Below are 21375 nucleotides of genomic sequence, written 5' to 3'. Positions count from 1 at the left end.
AGTGGTCTTTTCTTAATTATTCAGCAGTCAGTCTCAAGAATTCCTCAATATCCTGCTTACAAACTTCGATAGCTTTAAGCCAGAAAGCCTTATCTGTTAAGTCTTCCTGCAAATGCTTCATCGCCAAGTCTTCTACCGTCATCCGGCCAGTGTCCTCAAGCAAAGCATTGTAGGAACGCTCAAAGTCTTGCGGGTTTTCTGCTGCTTTTGCGTATATACCAGTACTAAACAAGAACCCGAATGTGTACGGGAAATTATAAAACGGTACGTCAGTCGCGTAGAAATGCAACTTGGACGCCCAGAATGTTGGATCGTATTCATCAAGCTGGTCATTATATGCTTCTTTCTGAGCATCAACCATCAACTCGCGCAATCGAGCAGCGGATACTAATCCGCTTTTACGTTCTTCATAGAATCTCGTCTCAAACAAGAATCGCGCATGGATATTCATGAAGAAAGCAATACTGCGCTGAATCTTCTCCTCGATCAATGCGATTTTCTCTTCTTTCGTCGCTGCTTCTCTTACTGCAGCATCGGAAACAATCAATTCAGCCAATGTCGAAGCTGTCTCAGCCACGTTCATTGCATATTCCTGGTTCAACTGTTCCACATCATTCATTGCGTAGCTGTGATAAGCATGACCTAACTCATGCGCTAGCGTAGATACATTGGAAGCAGTACCACTGAATGTCATAAAAATCCGGCTTTCCTTTTTGTCTGGGAAGCTGGTACAAAAGCCACCGGGGCGTTTGCTATTGCGGTCTTCTGCTTCAATCCAACGCTTTTCGAATGCTTGCTGGGAGAAATCTGCCATTTGGCTGCTATATTTCCGGAAATTCTTCACGATGAAGTCAGCAGCTTCGTCATATGATACATGCTTTGTCGCAGAGGAGAGCGGTGCATCAATATCATACCAGCTCAATTTTTCCAGACCGAGGATTTCCGCTTTGCGCTGCAGGTATTTGACGAATGAATCCTTCTCATCCGTGATCGCTCCCCACATAGCATCCAGTGTTTCTTGAGACATACGGTTATAAGCCAACGGCTCTTTCAGCACACTGTCCCATTTTCGATGCTTGTATGTCTGAAGACGGAAACCTGCTAGATGATTAAGCGTTTCAGCAAAGAAATCTTCTTTTTCTGTCCAAGCTTCCTGCATTCTAGCAAATACATGCTGCCTTACTTGGCGATCTGGAGCATCCAATTTATTGGCAGCCTGACCAACAGAATAGGATTTCTCTTCTCCATCGATTTCCAATGGTACCTGAATGCTGCCGACAATCGTATCGTACATACCTCCCCAGCCATGGTAGCCATCAATCGCCAAATCATTCAGCAATACTTCCTGTTCAGGCGACAGCTTCTCAGCAGCCTCTTTTCTGCGCTCATCAAGCACAAATGCATAATCTATCAATTCCGGCTGCTCAAGCATCTGTTCCCACGTCTGCTGCGGCACTTGTGTAATAACTTGATCTACACCAGTAAGCGTTCCGCTGTAGGCAGCCATAAGTTCATCTTTCTTCCCAGACCATTGCTTTGCTTTTTTGTCTGTAACATCCTGTGCAACGAGACATTCAACGAATGCAACAACCTCGAATACATGTTTAGCAGAAGTTTCCCACTCCGCTACGATACTTACCAAGCCAGCAGTATCTTCAGCCTGATCAGGAACTTGGAAGGCTTCCAAAGCCTGTTTCCAATCTTGTAAAGCTTGATCCGCTTTATCTGCGAATTCCGTTAGCGCGGCTGAATTACTGCCACCAGGGAAAATTGCATCTAGATCCCATGTTTGTCCATATTTATTTGTCATATGTATACCTCCTTAAACTACCTTTCTATTATACGCTCCGAGTTATTGACTGAAAAGTTTTATTGTTCGCTATTTTTCGGCATTGCAATAAAAATCAAGACCATAGCTTTAGATGCTATGGTCTTGATTCTATTAAACAAAGCGTGTACCGTTCAGATTACGCGTCTCAGCCGCGGCAGATGTAATATTTGTACCTGGCACAACAGTAATGCTTACTGTATAGGTCGCTGTTTCAGTGGTTGGTACCACGTCTACAAACGTATTAGGTAGCAAGATACGATATGTCCCTGCTAGTGTACCAGTTCGACCAATGCTTACCTGATTCAGAGTAGTTCCATCTCTTCGGAGTGTAGCAGTTATAGTAACTGACCAGTTGGCAGTGGTTACTACAGCAATTTGTACATTAAAATCTAATTTCACATTGTTACCCGCCACTACTGCCGGAGTAATCGTATTAACTACCGTATCGGTATTAAGAGGAATAGCAATAGCTGTGGTTACCTGGTTTGCTGCAAGAGCGCTAACAGAAGGCAGCGCACTACCTGTGGAGCCTGTTGGTCCGGTAATTCCAGTGGTCCCGGTTAAACCGGTCGGACCAGTAACTCCGGTTGCACCTGCTACTCCTGTAGGTCCTGTTATTCCTGCGGGGCCTGTTGTTCCTGTCGATCCTACTACTCCCGTTGGACCAGTTATTCCTGCAGGGCCTGTTATTCCTGTCGCTCCCGCTGCTCCCGTTGGACCGGTAATTCCTGCAGGGCCTGTTGTTCCTGTCGATCCTGCTGCTCCCGTTGGACCAGTTATTCCTGCAGGGCCTGTTATTCCTGTCGCTCCCGCTGCTCCCGTTGGACCAGTTATTCCTGCAGGGCCTGTTATTCCTGTCGCTCCCGCTGCTCCCGTTGGACCGGTAAATCCTGCAGGTCCTGTTGTTCCAGTTTCTCCGGTAACTCCAGTAGGTCCTGTCACTCCGGTGAGTCCTGTTGACCCAGTCTCACCTGTTACTCCGGTAAGCCCTGTCGAACCAGTTTCCCCCGGAACTCCAGTAATCCCGGTTGATCCGGTTTCTCCCGTTACTCCAGTAATACCTGTCGATCCGGTTTCCCCTGTTACTCCAGTGAGCCCTGTCGAGCCGGTTTCTCCCGTTACTCCGGTGATTCCTGTTGCTCCGGTTTCTCCCGTTACTCCAGTAAGTCCTGTCGAGCCGGTTTCTCCTGTCACTCCTGTAATCCCAGTCGAGCCGGTTTCTCCGGTAACACCGGTAATCCCTGTCGGTCCGGTTTCTCCCGTTACTCCAGTAAGTCCTGTTGCTCCGGTTTCTCCCGTTACCCCGGTAAGCCCTGTTGCTCCGGTTTCTCCTGTTACTCCGGTAATTCCTGTAGATCCAGTTTCTCCCGTTACTCCGGTGATCCCTGTCGGTCCGGTTTCTCCCGTTACTCCAGTGATTCCTGTCGAGCCGGTTTCTCCCGTTACTCCGGTGAGCCCTGTCGGTCCTGTTTCTCCCGTTACTCCAGTGTTTCCTGTCGAGCCGGTTTCTCCCGTTACTCCGGTAATTCCTGTCGATCCTGTTTCTCCCGTTACTCCGGTAATCCCTGTCGGTCCGGTTTCTCCCGTTACTCCGGTAATCCCTGTCGGTCCGGTTTCTCCCGTTACTCCGGTAATTCCTGTCGAGCCGGTTTCTCCTGTTACTCCAGTGATTCCTGTAGATCCAGTTTCTCCCGTTACTCCGGTGATTCCTGTGGACCCGGTTTCTCCCGTAACACCAGTAAGTCCTGTCGAACCGGTTTCTCCCGTTACTCCGGTAAGTCCTGTGGAGCCGGTTTCTCCTGTTACTCCAGTGATTCCTGTGGACCCGGTTTCTCCCGTAACACCAGTAAGTCCTGTCGATCCGGTTTCTCCCGTTACTCCGGTAAGTCCTGTGGAGCCGGTTTCTCCTGTTACTCCAGTGATTCCTGTGGACCCGGTTTCTCCCGTAACACCAGTAAGTCCTGTCGATCCTGTTTCTCCCGTTACTCCAGTAAGTCCTGTGGAGCCGGTTTCTCCCGTTACTCCAGTGATTCCTGTCGATCCTGTTTCTCCCGTAACACCAGTAATTCCTGTCGATCCTGTTTCTCCCGTTACTCCGGTAACTCCAGTAGATCCTGTCGATCCTGTTTCTCCTGTTACTCCAGTGATTCCTGTCGGTCCGGTTTCTCCTGTTTCCCCGGTAAGGCCTGTGGACCCGGTTTCTCCCGTTACTCCAGTAAGCCCTGTCGGTCCGGTTTCTCCCGTTACTCCGGTAAGCCCTGTCGAGCCGGCTTCTCCTGTTACCCCGGTAAGGCCTGTGGACCCGGTTTCTCCGGTAACGCCGGTAATCCCTGCCGATCCGGTTTCTCCCGTTACTCCGGTAAGTCCTGTCGGTCCGGTTGCTCCCGTTAAACCAGTAAGTCCTGTTGCTCCGGTTTCTCCGGTAACTCCAGTAAGTCCTGTCGATCCGGTTTCCCCTGTTACTCCTGTGAGTCCTGTCGATCCGGTTTCTCCAGTCACTCCGGTAAGTCCTGTCGATCCGGTTTCTCCAGTCACTCCGGTGATCCCTGTTGCCCCAGTCTCTCCTGTTACTCCAGTTATCCCCGTAGCTCCGGTTTCTCCTGTCACTCCAGTAACTCCTGTAGACCCAGTCTCTCCCGTTAAACCAGTAAGTCCTGTCGATCCGGTTTCTCCAGTAACTCCTGTTATCCCTGTTACTCCGGTTTCTCCAGTAACTCCTGTTATCCCTGTTACTCCGGTTATTCCTGTGGAGCCGGTTTCTCCTGTTACCCCAGTGATACCAGTTGCTCCGGTTTCTCCTGTCACTCCCGTTGGTCCAGTCTCTCCTGTTCCCCCTGTAACTCCAGTAATTCCTGCAGGACCGGTAACACCAGTAGCCCCTGGTGGACCAGGTGGTCCTTGAATACCGGTTGCACCTGTAGGACCTGTCGCTCCAGTTACTCCTATTCCACCTCCATAAATCGACAGACTCACATCATCCACCAGCATACTGCCAGAAGCAGGATCTGGCAGGGTGTTAATCAACAAAAAGATCTGGGAGGTTCCTCGCGGTGCTGTTACGGAGATGCCAGTAACTTCTCTCCAGCCTGCTTGTGGAGCTATAGGGATGCTGTCTGGGGGTACTTCCAATAGCAATCCTCGCTTCACCGTTTGAAAATTCTCTGTAAGAAAGATTATTTGTATCTGTATTGTCGGTGCAGGCTGTTCACTTTCCCTCGCCAAGTAAACTGACAGATTATAACTATAGCCTGCTATAACAGGTGACACGTATTGCGCTATGAACGCAGTCTTTTGACCACCATCGAGCCTTGCCGCATAGTTGCCGCTATGTGTATATTGCTGAGTGATTGATGCAAAAGATGAAACCCATGGTACAAGACTGCCAGATTCGAATCCGCCATTCCTTACGATGTTCTGGTCAGGCATCGTTTAATTCTGCCTCCTTCAAATAATAAAAGAATTCCAATCCACATAATTTCTCTCCTATAACTATTCAAACAAAAAGCTACATGAACCCTTGTTTGACCTATATTCCTATAAGTTTTCCAAAATTGTACAAGTCCGCTCTTTTCATTAAATCAAGAGCTATAAAAAAGTTTTCTGCCAGATTATCTGACAATAACCCCTGCACCACCGTATTGGTAGCGCTTACAAGTAGTTTGAATGATTTAAAGAATCTGAAAATTTATCCGATAAGCTGTTGACCTAGCTTGCGTTAGGCGTTATGATAACTGACAATTAATCAAATAAATGAATTTTCAAATTATTCAATTCAATCAATTTATGAGCATCCAACATGTAAAGAGAAAAAGAACTTTTGCAACTGGGAGGTGTTTTGATCCAATGCGCAGTGACATGATCAAAACAGGGATTGACCGCGCTCCGCACCGCAGTTTGCTGCATGCGACCGGTGTTAAAACGTCTGACTTAGGAAAACCGTTCATCGGTGTTTGCAACTCTTACATCGATATCATTCCAGGACACATGCATCTAAACAAATTCGCCGAAGTAGTAAAAGACGCTATTCGCCAAGCAGGTGGTATCCCCTTCGAATTCAATACGATTGGTGTAGATGACGGCATTGCAATGGGTCATATCGGTATGCGTTACAGCTTGCCGAGCAGGGAAATCATTGCAGACAGTGCAGAAACAGTTATACAGGCGCATTGGTTCGACGGCGTCTTCTATATACCGAATTGCGATAAAATAACACCGGGTATGCTGATGGCATCGGCAAGGACGAATGTCCCTTCTGTCTTTGTTTCGGGAGGTCCAATGGAAGCTGGTGTAAGTCCAGAAGGGAAACCATTGAATCTCGTGTCCATGTTCGAAGGTGTAGGTGCCGTGCAAAACGGTACGATGACCGAACAGGAATTAGCAACAATCGAGCAGCTTGCTTGTCCGACTTGCGGATCCTGCTCCGGTATGTTCACAGCAAACTCTATGAACAGCCTAATGGAGATGCTCGGCATGACCGTTCCTGGAAACGGAACACTGCTAGCCACATCCGACGAACGGCATGAACTGATCTATGAAGCTGCCAGACACCTGATCCGTCTTGTTAAAGAGGATATCCGTCCGCGAGACATTATGACAAAGGAAACCTTTGATAATGCCTTCGCTTTGGATATGGCTATGGGTGGTTCAACGAATACAGTTCTTCATACAATCGCTATCGCTCATGAAGCCGGCATTGATTATGATCTGGCAGACATAAATAAGATTGCAGAGAAGGTTCCTTACCTTTCCAAAATCAGTCCAGCTTCAGATTATTCCATGCATGACGTCCACCTAGCCGGAGGAGTCAGTGCAATCATCAACGAGTTATGCAAGATCGATGGCCTTCTTCATAAGGAGCGTATTACCATCACTGGTAAGACAATAGCTGAGAATGTGGAAGACTACGAGATCTTAAATAAAGAGGTTATTCGTCCATTGGATAATCCCTACAGTCCAGTTGGCGGTTTAAGTATTCTGTACGGTAATCTTGCACCCGACGGCAGTGTCATAAAAGTCGGAGCTGTTGATCCTTCCATCAAGAAGTTCCTCGGTGAGGCAATTGTCTTTGACTCACAGGATGAGGCACAGGAAGGCATCACGAACGGAACCGTGCAGGCAGGACATGTCGTCGTCATCCGTTATGAAGGTCCAAAAGGCGGACCAGGGATGCCCGAGATGCTCTCCCCTACTTCTGCTATTGCGGGACGCGGTTTAGCTAAAGAAGTCGCTTTGATAACAGATGGCCGTTTCTCAGGTGCGACCCGAGGCATTTCTGCCGGTCATATTTCTCCGGAGGCAGCTGAAGGCGGACCAATAGCATTTGTTGAGAATGGCGATCCAATTTTGATCGATCTGGAAACACGCAGCATTGAATTGCTTGTGAATGAAGATGTTCTGGAGGCACGCCGACAGAATTGGAAACAGCCCGAACCTAAAATCAAATCTGGTTACTTAGCAAAATATGCAAAGCTCGTAACCTCAGCTAACACTGGCGGGGTCATGAAAATATAACCAAACCGAAGACGGGACCATAGAGACGGAAGCATTATATTCACAGAGAGCCAGGGACGCTGGAAGCCTGGCAATATAATCCGTCATCTCTCTTCCCTGAGCGCGAAGCTGAATTACAGTAGGCTGAGCCAGGTGTACAGCACCTGTTACCAAAACGGAGCTGGCAAACGCAGCTCCACGAGGCAGTTTACCGTAAGGAAGCTGTGAACTTGGGTGGTACCGAGAAAAGCAAAGTCTTTTTTCCCCATTTCTTGCAAGATTGCTTGAATGGAGAAAAAAGGCTTTTTTTATATAACAAAATCTATTGGAGGGATATAACCATGAAGGTGAAGGCTCAAGCCGTACAAGAAAGAAATCCTGCTGCCGAAGTTCCAAAAACGGGTGCTGATTTATTTGTAGAGGCACTGCAAGCAGCAGGTGTTGATACTATTTTCGGCTATCCAGGGGGAGCTGTACTCCCGATCTATGATGCCTTGTATCGCGCAGAACCTCAGTTCCAGCACATCTTGACTCGACATGAACAAGGAGCAATACATGCCGCAGAAGGCTATGCACGTGTTTCCGGAAAGCCCGGGGTTGTGATTGCGACTTCTGGACCTGGTGCGACAAACCTTATAACTGGAATTGCCGATGCAATGATGGATTCCCTGCCTCTTGTCGTATTCACCGGCCAAGTAGGCAGAAGTGTCATCGGAACAGATGCTTTCCAAGAATCAGATGTGATGGGAATCACCACTCCTATTACAAAGCACAACTACCAAGTCCAAAGGCAGGAAGATATGCCGCGCATTATTAAAGAAGCGTTTTATATCGCCACTACTGGACGGCCAGGACCTGTAGTAATCGACATTCCAAAGGACATCTCGGGTGAGGTTTACCAAAGAGCTGCTGCTGAGGAACCTATTCACCTTCCAGGTTATCAACCGACATTGAAGCCAAATAACAATCAAATCAAAAAGCTTATCCATGCAATATCGACTGCGAAACGCCCTATTTTGCTGACAGGAGCAGGTATCCTGCATGCAAAAGCGTCGAAAGAAGTCCTAGCATTCGCAAAGCGTTTCCAGCTGCCTGTCACATCTACCCTGCTTGGACTAGGTGCCTTTCCAGCCAGCGAACCGGAATTTCTTGGTATGGCAGGCATGCACGGGACATACGCAGCCAACCGTGCCCTATATGAATGCGATTTGCTAATTAACGTAGGTGCCAGATTCGATGATCGCCTTACAGGGAACCTGGCGCATTTTGCCCCGCAAGCAACAATCGCACATATCGATATCGATCCGGCAGAAATCGGGAAAATCATACCTACCAGCATTCCCGTCGTGTCTGATGCCAAGGCTGCATTGGAAGAACTTCAAAAAGCAGAAGCAGATATTCCAGACATCCAGACATGGAGAAATCATCTGCAGCAGTACAAAGAAGATTATCCGCTATGGTTCAACAACCCTGGACAGGATCTCATTCCGCAATGGGTCATGCAGGCCGTTCATAAAGCAACAAAAGGAAATGCCATCGTCACGACCGATGTCGGGCAGCATCAAATGTGGGCCGCACAATATTACAGTTTTGACCAGCCCAATCGCTGGGTGACCTCTGGCGGACTCGGCACGATGGGATTCGGCTTCCCTGCTGCAATCGGGGCCCAGCTGGCAAGTCCCGACAGTACAGTCATCAGCGTAGTCGGGGATGGCGGATTCCAGATGACCATGCAGGAGCTATCCGTCCTGCAAGAGCGAAAACTGCCGGTGAAGATACTGATAGTCAACAACCAAAGTCTCGGTATGGTCAGGCAGTGGCAGGAATTCTTTTACCAAGAGCGTTATTCCGAGTCACTGCTGGATATCCAGCCGGATTTCATCAAGTTGGCTGATAGCTACAGCATAAAAGGATTCCGCTTGGAAACACAAGAGCAGTTAGTGGCAGAGCTTCCTTCCCTGCTTCAATCTGACGAACCAGTTGTAATTGACTGTCGTGTGCTGCGTCAGGAGAATGTGTTCCCGATGATTGCACCAGGAAAAGGACTGCATGAAATGATTGGAGTGAGTCGATGAAGCGAATCATTACGGCAACCGTTCAGAATAGGAGCGGTGTGCTGAACCGGATAACAGGTTTGATGCAGAAAAGACAATTCAATATCGATAGTATCTCAGTAGGCAAAACTGAGGTGGAGCAAATCAGCCGTATGACCTTCGTCGTTGAAGTAGAAGACATGCAGAAGCTGGAACAGCTCACAAAACAGCTTCATAAGCAGATTGACGTACTGAAAGTAGCCGATATTACCGATCACGCCATAGTTGCTAGGGAGCTGGCACTCGTAAAAGTTGTCTGCCCCCCTGCCAGCCGGAATGAGCTGCAAAGCATCATTGCTCCTTTCCGTGCCAGCGCAGTAGATATCAGCAAGGACAGCATGATTGTTCAGGTAACCGGTGATTCGGATAAAATCGAGGCTTTCCTCGAGCTTGTCCGGCCTTATGGAATCAAGGAATTAACGAGAACTGGTGTAACGGCCTTCCTACGTGGGCATCAGCCGCAAGCTGCGGATGGAAACACGTATTCACTTATAACCAATTAAAAATGGAGAGGAATGACGAGATCATGGCAAAAGTTATCTATCACAATGACATTCAAGAAGAGGTATTGAAAGGGAAGAAAATCGCAGTAATCGGTTATGGCTCTCAAGGCCATGCTCACGCGCAAAACTTGAAAGAAAGCGGATTTGATGTTGTTGTCGGAGTAAGGCAAGGTAAATCATGGGATCAAGCAGTTGAAGACGGACATGATGTGCGTTCTGCTTTTGAAGCGGCTCAAGCAGCGGATATCATCATGATGCTTGTTCCGGATGAACTGCAGCCTGCTATCTACAAAGAAAGCATCGAACAGAATCTGGAGACTGGAAATGCTCTTGTATTTGCACATGGTTTCAACGTTCACTTCAACCAAATCGCACCTCCATCTAATGTGGATGTATTCCTTGTTGCCCCGAAAGGCCCGGGTCATCTTGTCCGCCGTACGTACACAGAAGGCGCTGGCGTTCCTGCCCTATTCGGTATCTACCAAGATGTCAGCGGAACTGCAAAAGAAATCGCATTGGCATATGCGAAAGGTATTGGAGCAGGTCGCGCTGGAATTTTGGAAACAACATTCCAGGAAGAAACGGAGACAGATTTGTTCGGTGAGCAGGCAGTCCTTTGCGGCGGACTTACAAGCCTTGTCAAAGCTGGCTTTGAAACATTGACAGAAGCTGGTTATCAACCAGAAGTTGCCTACTTTGAGTGTCTGCATGAGTTGAAACTGATCGTCGACCTTATGTACGAGGATGGTCTGGAGGGAATGCGTTACAGTATCTCTGATACAGCTCAATGGGGTGATTTCGTTTCTGGTCCGCGAGTTGTCAATGATGAAACAAAAGCTCGCATGAAAGAAGTGCTGGACGATATCCAAAACGGTACATTCGCGAAAGGATGGATCTTGGAGAACCAGGCCAACCGACCACAATTCAATGCAATCAATGCCAGAGAAACAAATCACCAGATCGAAACAATTGGGCGCGAACTCCGCGAATTGATGCCATTCGTCAAACAAGGCAAGAAAAATCAATCCGCTGAGGAAGTGATTGTCCATGGCTCAAATAAAATTTTTTGATACAACACTGCGAGATGGCGAACAGACACCAGGAGTCAATCTGAACAAACTGGAAAAGGTTGAAATTGCCCGACAGCTGGAACGCCTCGGAATGGATGTTTTGGAAGCGGGCTTCCCCGCTTCCTCCGAGGGTGATTTCCTCGCTGTACAGGAAATTGCCAAGACCATTAAAACTACCGCTGTCACAGCATTGGCCCGGGCAAAGAAAAGCGATATTGATACCGCCTGGGAAGCATTGAAGGGTGCAGAGCAGCCAAGAATTCATGTATTCTTGGCCACCTCCCCTATCCATATGGAATACAAGCTGAAGAAAACACCTGAGGAAGTGCTTCGAACAGCTGTTGAGATGGTTACTTATGCGAAGGAACGGTTCCCAATTGTCCAATTTTCTGCAGAAGATGCTTCCAGATCTGAACTTCCCTTCCTTGCCGAAGTTGTTGAGGCTGTCATAGATGCTGGTGCGACAGTTGTAAACTTGCCTGATACTGTCGGTTATGCGACACCTGCCGAGTACGGCAGAATGTTTGCTTATATGAAGGAGCACGTTCCAAATATCGAAAAAGCAGATCTATCAGCACACTGCCATGATGATTTGGGAATGGCTGTAGCCAATAGCATTGCTGCTATCGAAAACGGCGCAACTCAAATTGAAGGAACGGTTAATGGCATTGGAGAACGTGCAGGAAATGCTGCCCTAGAGGAAATCGCGGTTGCCCTTCACATTCGTAAAGATGCCTATGAGCACTCCTCCCGCCTCATTCTGCATGAAATCAAACGAACGAGCAGTCTGATCAGCAAATTGACGGGCATGACGGTGCCAGGAAACAAAGCAATCGTCGGCGATCACGCCTTCGCTCATGAATCTGGCATCCACCAAGACGGAATGCTGAAGCATGCAGAAACCTATGAAATCATTACGCCGGCACTAGTCGGAATGAATGCTACCAATCTAGTACTTGGAAAGCATTCCGGACGACATGCTTTCAATACCAGAATCGCAGAACTTGGTTTTACACTATCTGAAACACAGTTGCAGGAAGCATTCGACCGCTTCAAGCGCCTGACAGATAAAAAGAAAGAAATCACGGATGATGATCTCTTTACCATTGCACTAGATGTCCAGACAAAGCATGACCCAGTGAAAACGTATGAAGTGAAAGCCCTTCAAGTAACAATGGGTCCACAAAATCTGCCGACTGCAACAATTGCCCTGCAGACTCCGGATCATGGCATCAAGGAAACCGCCCGGACGGGTCATGGAACAGTCGAGGCTATTTATAATACATTGGCTGCTTTAATCGATGAAAAAGTAACACTTACTGACTACCGCATTCATTCTGTCGGAAAAGGCGAAGATGCTCTCGCTGAAGTACATGTACAGCTGCAAGTTGACGGTGATCCCTTTACCGGCCGCGGCACGGCAAATGATGTGCTGAAGGCATCGAGCCATGCCTTTGTCAACGGCGTGAACCGCGCTTTGCGTGCCGCAACTATGAAAAAGGTTCAAGCATTAATTTAAACCCTGACCTGGAGAGTGTTAACTATGCACAAAAACATTGTACTGCTTCCGGGAGATGGAATTGGTCCTGCTGTGACAGAAGCTGCGGCTTCCGTCCTGCAGCAAGTGGCCGACGTCTTTTCCCACAACTTCAGTTTCACAAGTAAGACGATTGGCGGTGCAGCCATAGATGTATTCGGGGAACCGCTGCCAGCAGACACCCTTCAAGCTTGTAAAGAATCAGATGCCATTTTACTTGGTGCTGTAGGAGGACCAAAATGGGATCAGCAGCCTGCTCATCTGCGGCCCGAAAAAGGGCTGCTCCAGCTGCGCAAGGGTCTGGGTCTATTTGCAAACCTGCGTCCCGTCAAAACCTTTCCTTCCCTGCTTGCTAGTTCTCCGCTCAAGCAGGAAATCGTCGAAGGCAGCGATCTATTGATTGTAAGGGAACTGACCGGAGGACTTTATTTCGGGCTTCCAAGCGAACGCCGTGTAGATGGTCAAATCGTTGTCGACACCTTGCATTATGAAAAAAGCGAAATCGAACGGATTGTCGATACAGGTTTCCAGAGCGCAATGCTCCGGAATAAACGTCTAGCTTCCGTCGATAAAGCAAATGTACTAGAATCCAGCAAACTATGGCGTGAAATCGTTGATGAAAAGAGCAAAGACTATCCAGAAGTAACGGTTGAGCATATGCTCGTGGATTCTACTGCTATGAAACTCATTACAAACCCAACCTATTTCGATGTTATTGTCACCGAGAACCTATTCGGCGATATCTTGAGCGATGAAGCATCCGTGCTTACCGGGTCTCTGGGCCTCCTCCCTTCTGCCAGCCTGCGTGAGGATCAGCTCGGTTTGTATGAGCCAGTGCATGGCTCCGCTCCGGATATAGCCGGCAAGGATATTGCTAATCCGCTTGGAGCGATTCTCTCAGCAGCCATGCTGCTTCGGTATTCATTCGGGATGGAAAGAGAAGCCGAGGCTGTGGAAACAGCTGTAGATGATGTACTGCAAAACGGTTACGGAACAACCGATATGCAGGTGGATACAGAGAAAATCGTCGGTACGAAAGAAATGACCTCTCTCGTCATCGAACAGCTGACGACAGCAAAAGTGAGTTCTTAAGAAAGGACCTGAGAACAATGAAGCAACCAAAGACGATCATCGAAAAAATCTGGGAAAAGCACACAGTTGTACAGGAAACAGATAAGCCGGACCTTTTGTATATTGATTTGCACCTTGTGCACGAGGTAACATCTCCGCAGGCTTTTGAAGGTCTGCGCCTGGCAGGTCGCAAAGTACGGCAGCCAGAACGCACCTATGCAACAGTTGATCACAATGTACCGACAATCCACCGTCCGCTGATTCGTGATGAAGTTGCACGAAAACAAATGGAAACGCTGCGTACGAATTGTGCCGAATTTGGAATCCGCCTAGCTGACATTGACCATCCGGATCAAGGTATCGTGCATGTCATTGGCCCGCAGCTTGGTTTGACGCAGCCTGGTAAAACAATAGTATGCGGCGACAGTCATACTTCCACCCACGGTGCATTCGGTGCTCTGGCATTCGGAATAGGTACGAGTGAAGTAGAACATGTGCTTGCTACTCAGACACTTTGGCAAAACAAACCAAAGACGCTTAATGTGCATATTGAAGGATCATTAGGAACTGGCGTGACTGCGAAAGACTTGATCCTGGCCATCATTGGTAAATTCGGCGTCAAATTCGGAACCGGCTATGTGCTCGAATATACCGGCAAAGCTATCCAAGAATTATCAATGGAGGAACGGATGACCGTTTGTAACATGTCCATAGAAGCTGGTGCCAGAGCCGGCCTGATCAGCCCGGATGAGACGACGTTCGAATACTTGCGCGGCAGAAGATATGCACCCGAAGGTTCTGATTTTGAAGCTGCTGTCTCTGAGTGGAGAAACCTTGCTACAGACGAGGGAGCTGTATATGACCATACCGTATATTTGGATGCATCAGAAATAGAACCGCAAGTCACATGGGGAACAAACCCTGGTATGTGTCTGCCGATATCTGCAAGCGTACCAGACCCGGCACTTATCGAGGATAAGGATGAAAGAGCTTCTGTCGAACAGGCCCTTGCTTATATGGGCTTGGAGGCAAACCAACAGCTGACTTCCATTGAGATTCAGCATGTATTCATCGGCTCCTGTACGAATTCGCGGATTACAGACCTGCGTAAAGCAGCAAGTGTCATCAAAGGAAAGAAAGTCCACCCTTCTGTCCGTGCGATGGTCGTTCCCGGCTCTTTCACAGTCAAGATGCAGGCAGAACAAGAAGGCTTGGATCAAATTTTCCAAGATGCAGGATTCGAATGGCGTGATGCTGGCTGCAGTATGTGCCTGGCAATGAATGAAGATGTCGTGCCCGCAGGAGAACGCTGTGCTTCTACGTCGAATCGAAATTTCGAGGGGCGTCAAGGAGCTGGAGCTCGCACGCATTTGGCCAGCCCGGAAATGGCTGCGGCGGCAGCAATCGAAGGGCGATTTGTCGATGTCCGACAGGTTGTCGCACCAACTGTGTAAGGAGGATAGAAAATGGAACCTATTAAAACGCATAATGGTCTTGTCTATCCGTTGCCAAAACGTAACGTCGACACTGACCAGATCATACCAAAGCAATTTTTAAAGCGCATTGAACGAGCTGGTTTCGGGCAATATCTCTTTTATAACTGGCGTTTCGATGAAAATGACAAGCCGCGCACAGACTTCTCCTTGAATCAGCCCAAATATGAAGGTGCATCTGTTTTGGTCGGCGGTGACAACTTTGGCTGCGGTTCGTCACGCGAGCATGCTCCCTGGGCTCTTTTGGACTATGGTTTCAAAGTGATCATTGCGCCGAGTTTTGCCGATATTTTCTACAACAATACAACTAAAAACGGGATACTTGCTATCCGTCTTTCCGAGGAACAAGTAGACTATTTGCTTAATCAGGCAGAAAAGAATGCTTATACACTGACAATAGACCTGGAAAAACAGAAAGTATATGATAAGCTAGGTTTTGAGGCAGGCTTTGACATTCCTGCCTATAATAAACATATGCTTTTAAATGGACTAGACGAGATCGGCATTACGTTAAGTTATGCTGATCAGATAACACAATTTGAACAAACACATTAAAGGAGTGTGAAGGCATTGGGGATTGCTTAAGTCAGAAACAGATACAAGCAGCAACAGCTTATTTGAAGGATTTGGTACATCACACGCCAATCAGGACATCCACTTCATTGGACAAAATGATGGGCAGGAACGTATATCTGAAGATGGAGAACCAGCAGAAGACGGGTGCCTTTAAAGCACGCGGGGCCATTTTTAAAATTGGCAGCATGAGTGAAGAAGACGCAAAGCGCGGTGTTCTTGCTGCTTCTGCTGGCAACCACGCACAAGGTGTCGCTCTTGCAGCAGCAAAACGCGCTATTCCAGCTAAAATCTATATGCCAATTCATACTCCGAAGCCAAAAGTAGAAGCAACTAAAAGCTATGGTGCAACGGTTGAGTTAGCCGGTGAAACCTTCCAGGAGGCACTATTTGCTGCCCAAAAGGAACAGCAGCATTCTGGAGGTACTTTCATCCATCCTTTCGATGACATCGATATTATCGCTGGACAGGGCACGATTGCCGTAGAAATGCTGGCGGATCAGCCTGAACTCGACACGCTCATCGTTCCGATAGGAGGAGGCGGCCTGATAAGCGGTATCGCTTTTGCTGCCAAACAGATCAAGCCTTCTATTCGCGTCATCGGTGTGCAAACAGAAGCTGTGTGCGCAACCTACCATGCGTTCCACAAACATTTGATACCATCCCTCCCTTGCACGACAATTGCGGAAGGGATTGCTGTCAATGAGCCCGGCAAGGTGACATTGCCGCTGATACAGCAATATGTGGATGATATTGTCACTGTTTCAGAGCGTGATATCGCTGCTGGTGTCTTACAGCTGCTCGAAAGGCATAAGACGCTCGCTGAAGGTGCCGGCGCCGCTGGCTTTGCAGGACTGATGCGCCATCATCAAAGTATACGTTCCGATCATTGCGGAATCGTCATCAGCGGTGGGAACTTCGATCTTCATAAGCTGTCTGAGCTGCACGCACTTACTATGCATCTCCCCGCCAACAGCATGGCATAAGAAAGAGCAGGAAGCCTTTTGCTTCCTGCTCTATTTTTCTTTTTCCGGCTTCAGTCTGCCAGCTTGCTTCAGCTGCTCACGAAGTAAATATTCAATTTGAGCATTCACACTGCGAAAATCATCGTCTGCCCATTTCTGCACCATATCATAGATATCCTGGTTGATGCGCAACGGAAAACTCTTCTTTTTTGCCATAAGACCCCTGCTTTAATATAGTGATCCATTGTTCACGACGGGCTGTGTCCCGCGATCGGAAACAATGGCCACCATCAGATTGTTCACCATCTGCGCCTTGCGCTCTGGATCCAGTTCCAAATCGCCTTCGTTCAATGCTTCCACAGCATCCATCGACATACCGACTGCACCTTCCACAATCATTTTGCGGGCAGCAATGATTGCTGCCGCCTGCTGGCGCTGCAGCATCGCTTGGGCAATTTCTGTTGAGTAAGCAAGATGCGTGAAACGTGCTTCCATCACTTCCACACCCGCTTCATTCAGACGTGCTTCCAATTCTGCCTGCAGTTTTCCAGTAATTTCATCCCCATTCTCACGCAGAGAATAACCGGATTCATTGAAATTGTCATAGGGATAATTTGAAGCGATATGACGGATTGCTGCTTCACTTTGAATAGCGACGAATTCTTCGTAATCATCTACATTGAACGCTGCTTTTGCTGTATCTACTACACGATACACAATCACTGCAGCTATTTCAATTGGATTCCCTTCTATGTCGTTTACTTTTAGTGTCTTGGAGTTGAAGTTGCGAATACGCAAAGTGATTCGCTGTCTCGTAGTAAGAGGGATAGTCAGGAATAAACCATTGGCACGAATTGTACCGATATACTTACCGAAGAATGTTACAACGTAGGCTTGATTAGGAGGTACAATCACGATTCCGGTTACCAGCAATACAGCAACAAGGAAGAGAATGACTGCTAAAACGACACCCTCCTGTGTCAAACTGAAAATACCAGCACCCGCACAAGCAAGGATGATCAGCACCCCGAGGAAACCATTTAAAGCAGCAGCTTGCTTTTCTTTCATACACGTCACTCCTACATATTCATATTAAAGTGATATCACTTTAATATTATTATATATTCTGACAACATACTTTGCAACCCGGGGACAAGTCTATATACTTAAAGAAAAAAGATCGGGGAATTCACATGTTATATCAGGTCTTCAGACCATTTCGATTATTGCATCGCTACCTTGTCGATAAAAAATATCCTAAAGGAGCGTATATCGCCGAGCGATACCGCGTCATCCGTAAACTTGGTTCCGGCAGCTATGGTACTACTTATCTGTGCGTTGATAGCATCCAGCAGAAGACATGTACAGTGAAACAGCTTCGGCGCAGCCGTCAGGGCCGGAAGAAATATTTCCGCATGTTCCAGCAGGAATATGAGTTGCTCAGCAAACTCAAGCACCCTTCCATTCCGGCTGCCAGCTCCTTTTTTCATACAGAGGATGGTTATTTTTTCGTGATGGATTTTGTTTCTGGTGAAAATCTGGAACAGCATATCTTTGATACAAAAAAGCAATATAACGAAAAAGAAGCACTTGCACTGACAATCGATATAGCTCAAGTTGTAGACCACCTGCACACACATCGTATCTACCATGGTGATATCCGAATACCGAATGTCATGCTTGCCGGTGGACATGCTTATCTCATCGACTTTGGACTAGCGAAACAATTCAGAAGTAAAAGGAATTCTGAGGAGCAGAGTCGTCTGGAACAGGATCTGTTCGATTTAGGTGACATCCTGCTTTATCTTTTGTACACCACATTTGAAAAAACAACTAAAAAAGCCCTCCCTTGGACGGAAGAGCTCACTTTGTCACCCGCATGCAAGCATGCGCTCGAAAGATTATTAGGCATCAAGGAACCTTTCCCTTCTGTGTTTGAAGCGATTGATTCCTTGAGAAGAGCAAAAGAAGCAGCAGATTAACTGCTGCTTCCATATCCACGGCGCTTGTACCGGCTGCTGCCGCCATAACGGTTGCGACCGTAGCCACTACTGCCGCTAGAGCCACGGCGTCCTCGATAACCACTAGAGTCATAGCGACGTCCTCGATGGCCGCTGGAATCATATCTTCTCCCGCGGCGATGGCTGCTCCCACCGGCGGATTCCTGTATTTTACGGATGAATTTCTTGAACATAGATTTCCCTCCCTAAATAACAACTTGTCTATTTACGCAAATGATACCATGTTAGTTTCAAGAAGTACGTTTCTTTACAAATTCTTAATAATTTGTCAGCAAAATGAGTCTTTCCACTCTAGCCTCGAAATCTTCCATCCGAATAAACCGACCTTCTCTGATCTGTTCTTTCCCTTCTGCAAATACGAGTATAGTCGGAGCGCCAAATGCAAGAAATTTCCCTGTAACTTCCGGCACCTCACTGGCATCTGCATATCCAAGTTCTACTTGTGGATGAGTCTGCAGCATATCCTCTATTCGCGGCAGCAAGGCCTGACAGACGCTGCAGTCTGGTGAGGATATGAATAAGACAGCAAGTCTATTTGTACTAATAAAACCTTCCACACCGTCTATGCTATGCAATTTCATTTTATCCACCTGCTTTATTGGTTGTTTCCTCCATCATATAGAATCATACCCCTTGATGGCGAATGATATGATATAGTAGACTCTGGGGATATTCAAACATATTTTGACAAAATTCTAGATTAGCAGATTAAAGGAGAAACATATATATGGCAAAAGACGATAAACAGGAGTTGCGCCGTTCACAGAAAAAGCGGAAGAAATCCCGCAAGAAGCGCGTTATCCGCAATATATTTATAATTGTATTACTTTTGATTCTCATTCCGGCAGCATATGCTGGTTATCTTTATGTAAAAGCAGGTAATTTGGCCAATGATTCTTTCGTAGATGATGGCCGGGACAAATCATCCCTTCGCGACAGTGCAGTAAATCCTGCCGAAGATAGCGTGAGCGTCTTGTTCATCGGATCTGATTCAAGTGAGAAACGGGAACAGGACAATATCGGTAAACGCTCCGATACGATGATTCTTGCTACCTTCAATAAAGATGATAAAAGTATTAAAATGCTCAGCATTCCGCGTGATACGTATACCTACGTACCTTACCTTGAACGCAACACAAAAATAAATGGTTCGTATAACGGCGGTCCTACGGCAACTGTAGAAGCAGTCGAAGAACTGACTCAGGTTCCAGTCGACTATTATATCGATGTAAACTTCGAGGCATTCATCAGCGTTGTTGAAGCATTGGATGGTATTACAGTTGATGTACCTTATGAACTGGAAGAAATGAACTCCAAAGATGAAAAAGGTGCCATCCACCTACAGCCAGGTGTCCAGACGTTGAACGGAGAAGAAGCACTTGCACTTGCTCGAACAAGGAAGCAAGATAGTGACTTTGCCCGCAGTGAACGTCAGCAGCAAATCATTGAAGCAATGATGGATAAAGCGACAGACATGAGTTCGGTTCTTAAATATTCCAGTCTTTTGGATGCAGTTGGCAGCAATATGCAGACAAATATGACTTTCGATGAGATGAAGAGCTTCATTTCTTACGGCGTGAACAATAAATTAACCGTAGAAAGCCTGAAGCTCGAAGGCCAAGGCGGAAACGGAATTGTCCCTGGTTATAACGCCTACGCTTTCCTTCCTGATGCAACATCATTGGCTAATGCTACACAGACGATGCGTGATCAGTTAGAGCTTCCTGCTCTTGATAATACAACTTCCACCTCTACAACCTCGCCTTAAGGCGAGGTTTTTTATGCCTCTTTTGGTACGACGACACGAATTTCTCCGGGTAAAACTTTGGCTTTAAAAGGCAGTGGTTCCCCTTCATCTCCATCTATATTTACGACAAGGTCCGTATCAGCAGCAACGCTGATTTCATTAGCTTGAAAGTAGGCAACTTGCTCGTTGGCTGCTAAATTTCCTTTAAAAATATCAGGTATCAGCTTGACCGCTTTTGTAAAGGACAAATCATTTAAAATGAAGACATGAAACAAATGATCATCCACTTCAGCTTGTTCGGCAAACTTTTCGAAACCGGCTACGGAATTTGTTAGTGCAATAAGCATCATATATGCTTTATCATTATAAGCTTCCTTTTCACCTGTATGGACACTGATGCGGAATGGTGTCTTGTCTCGGAATGCTTTTGCCCCCTCCATCAGGTAAGCAAAATGGCCATATTTGCTTTTCTCCTCCGGGGTGACATCATATACTGCTTCTGCAATTACTCCAACAGCTAAAACGTTCATAAAATAACGATTACCTAATTTACCAATGTCTACTGCTTTTATGTGGTAGTCCTCGAGTAAAGCTAATGCCTGCTCTGGTTTTCGTGGTATTTGCAATGCACGGGCAAAGTCATTCACTGTGCCGAGCGGAACAAAAGCAAAATTAGGCTGCTGCTCCTTTTCGGCCAACCCATTGATACATTCGTTTATCGTGCCGTCCCCGCCCATCGCAAGCAGCGTTTCATATGTACCATCACAAGCGGAAGCAGCAAATTCGGTTGCATCCCCCTCTTTTTCGGTATACCTTACTACCACTTGTTCGTGCCGCTTGCAAAGTAGTGCTACAGCTTGTTCCTCAAATTGCATCGCTTTTTCCTTCCCTGATGAAGGATTTATAATAAGCATTGCCCGCACAGCTTCCGCCTCTTTCTCTTTTTTCTATCTTATACCCCTAACTGGAAGATCATGAAAC

Annotated in this window: 17 protein-coding genes; 11 read left to right on the top strand and 6 right to left on the bottom strand. The window is 47.1% G+C overall.

Annotation, left to right across the window (positions count from 1 at the left end; translation table 11 throughout):
* Nucleotides 1–16: 16 nt before the first annotated feature.
* Both ABXS78_RS06690 and ABXS78_RS06685 read right to left on the bottom strand, forming a co-directional pair.
* Nucleotides 17–1810 (bottom strand): M3 family oligoendopeptidase, encoded by a 1794-nt coding sequence (locus ABXS78_RS06690; protein WP_366249447.1) that lies wholly within the window; start codon nt 1808–1810, stop codon nt 17–19.
* A gap of 132 nt (nt 1811–1942) precedes the next feature.
* Nucleotides 1943–5257, bottom strand: coding sequence for an NTTRR-F1 domain (locus tag ABXS78_RS06685; RefSeq protein ID WP_366249446.1), 3315 nt, complete (start codon nt 5255–5257; stop codon nt 1943–1945).
* 417 nt (nt 5258–5674) lie between these two features.
* Here ABXS78_RS06685 and ilvD point away from each other — a divergent pair, with 417 nt between their 5' ends.
* From ilvD to ABXS78_RS06640, 9 genes are all read left to right on the top strand, one after another.
* Nucleotides 5675–7342: a dihydroxy-acid dehydratase gene (ilvD, locus tag ABXS78_RS06680; protein ID WP_366249445.1), complete on the top strand. Its 1668-nt coding sequence runs from the start codon at nt 5675–5677 to the stop codon at nt 7340–7342.
* Nucleotides 7343–7662: 320 nt separating this feature from the next.
* Entirely contained in the window at nt 7663–9396 is a 1734-nt protein-coding gene (ilvB, locus tag ABXS78_RS06675) for a biosynthetic-type acetolactate synthase large subunit (RefSeq protein ID WP_366249444.1), read from the top strand.
* Entirely contained in the window at nt 9393–9917 is a 525-nt protein-coding gene (gene ilvN / locus ABXS78_RS06670) for an acetolactate synthase small subunit (RefSeq protein ID WP_038559726.1), read from the top strand. The genes ilvB and ilvN overlap by 4 nt, the downstream gene beginning before the upstream one ends.
* Nucleotides 9918–9940: 23 nt before the next feature.
* Nucleotides 9941–10987 (top strand): ketol-acid reductoisomerase, encoded by a 1047-nt coding sequence (gene ilvC / locus ABXS78_RS06665; protein WP_095222946.1) that lies wholly within the window; start codon nt 9941–9943, stop codon nt 10985–10987.
* Entirely contained in the window at nt 10965–12506 is a 1542-nt protein-coding gene (locus tag ABXS78_RS06660) for a 2-isopropylmalate synthase (protein ID WP_366249443.1), read from the top strand. Before ilvC ends, ABXS78_RS06660 begins: the two co-directional genes overlap by 23 nt.
* A gap of 24 nt (nt 12507–12530) precedes the next feature.
* Nucleotides 12531–13616, top strand: a complete 1086-nt coding sequence (gene leuB / locus ABXS78_RS06655) for a 3-isopropylmalate dehydrogenase (RefSeq protein WP_366249442.1) — start codon at nt 12531–12533, stop codon at nt 13614–13616.
* A gap of 17 nt (nt 13617–13633) precedes the next feature.
* A complete protein-coding gene (leuC, locus tag ABXS78_RS06650) occupies nt 13634–15049 on the top strand; it encodes a 3-isopropylmalate dehydratase large subunit (RefSeq protein WP_366249441.1) in 1416 nt (471 codons plus the stop codon).
* A gap of 12 nt (nt 15050–15061) precedes the next feature.
* Complete coding sequence (gene leuD / locus ABXS78_RS06645) at nt 15062–15643, top strand: 3-isopropylmalate dehydratase small subunit (protein ID WP_366249440.1); 582 nt, start codon at nt 15062–15064, stop codon at nt 15641–15643.
* Nucleotides 15644–15705: 62 nt separating this feature from the next.
* Nucleotides 15706–16647 carry a threonine/serine dehydratase gene (locus tag ABXS78_RS06640; RefSeq protein WP_366249439.1) on the top strand — a complete coding sequence of 314 codons (942 nt, stop codon included), beginning with the start codon at nt 15706–15708 and terminating at the stop codon, nt 16645–16647.
* Nucleotides 16648–16677: 30 nt separating this feature from the next.
* Here the strand turns inward: ABXS78_RS06640 and ABXS78_RS06635 are convergent, their stop codons facing one another.
* Complete coding sequence (locus ABXS78_RS06635; protein WP_095217437.1) at nt 16678–16842, bottom strand: Arc family DNA-binding protein; 165 nt, start codon at nt 16840–16842, stop codon at nt 16678–16680.
* Nucleotides 16843–16854: 12 nt separating this feature from the next.
* Nucleotides 16855–17694, bottom strand: coding sequence for an SPFH domain-containing protein (locus tag ABXS78_RS06630; RefSeq protein ID WP_095222940.1), 840 nt, complete (start codon nt 17692–17694; stop codon nt 16855–16857).
* A 125-nt stretch (nt 17695–17819) separates the two neighbouring features.
* Between ABXS78_RS06630 and ABXS78_RS06625 the strand changes: the two genes are divergently transcribed.
* A complete protein-coding gene (locus ABXS78_RS06625) occupies nt 17820–18608 on the top strand; it encodes a serine/threonine-protein kinase (protein ID WP_366249438.1) in 789 nt (262 codons plus the stop codon).
* 296 nt (nt 18609–18904) lie between these two features.
* Here the strand turns inward: ABXS78_RS06625 and ABXS78_RS06620 are convergent, their stop codons facing one another.
* On the bottom strand, nt 18905–19228 hold the full coding sequence (locus ABXS78_RS06620; protein ID WP_366249437.1) for a thioredoxin family protein: 324 nt from the start codon (nt 19226–19228) through the stop codon (nt 18905–18907).
* A gap of 146 nt (nt 19229–19374) precedes the next feature.
* Between ABXS78_RS06620 and ABXS78_RS06615 the strand changes: the two genes are divergently transcribed.
* Nucleotides 19375–20415, top strand: coding sequence for an LCP family protein (locus ABXS78_RS06615; RefSeq protein ID WP_366249436.1), 1041 nt, complete (start codon nt 19375–19377; stop codon nt 20413–20415).
* Between the two features lie 11 nt (nt 20416–20426).
* On the opposite strand, the gene ABXS78_RS06610 is transcribed toward ABXS78_RS06615, so the two are convergent.
* A complete protein-coding gene (locus ABXS78_RS06610) occupies nt 20427–21308 on the bottom strand; it encodes a diacylglycerol kinase family protein (RefSeq protein ID WP_366249889.1) in 882 nt (293 codons plus the stop codon).
* Nucleotides 21309–21375: the final 67 nt, after the last annotated feature.

Source organism: Terribacillus aidingensis (genome assembly GCF_040703035.1).
Classification (GTDB): Bacteria; Bacillota; Bacilli; order Bacillales; family Amphibacillaceae; genus Terribacillus.
This window is presented reverse-complemented; position numbering and strand designations above follow the sequence as displayed.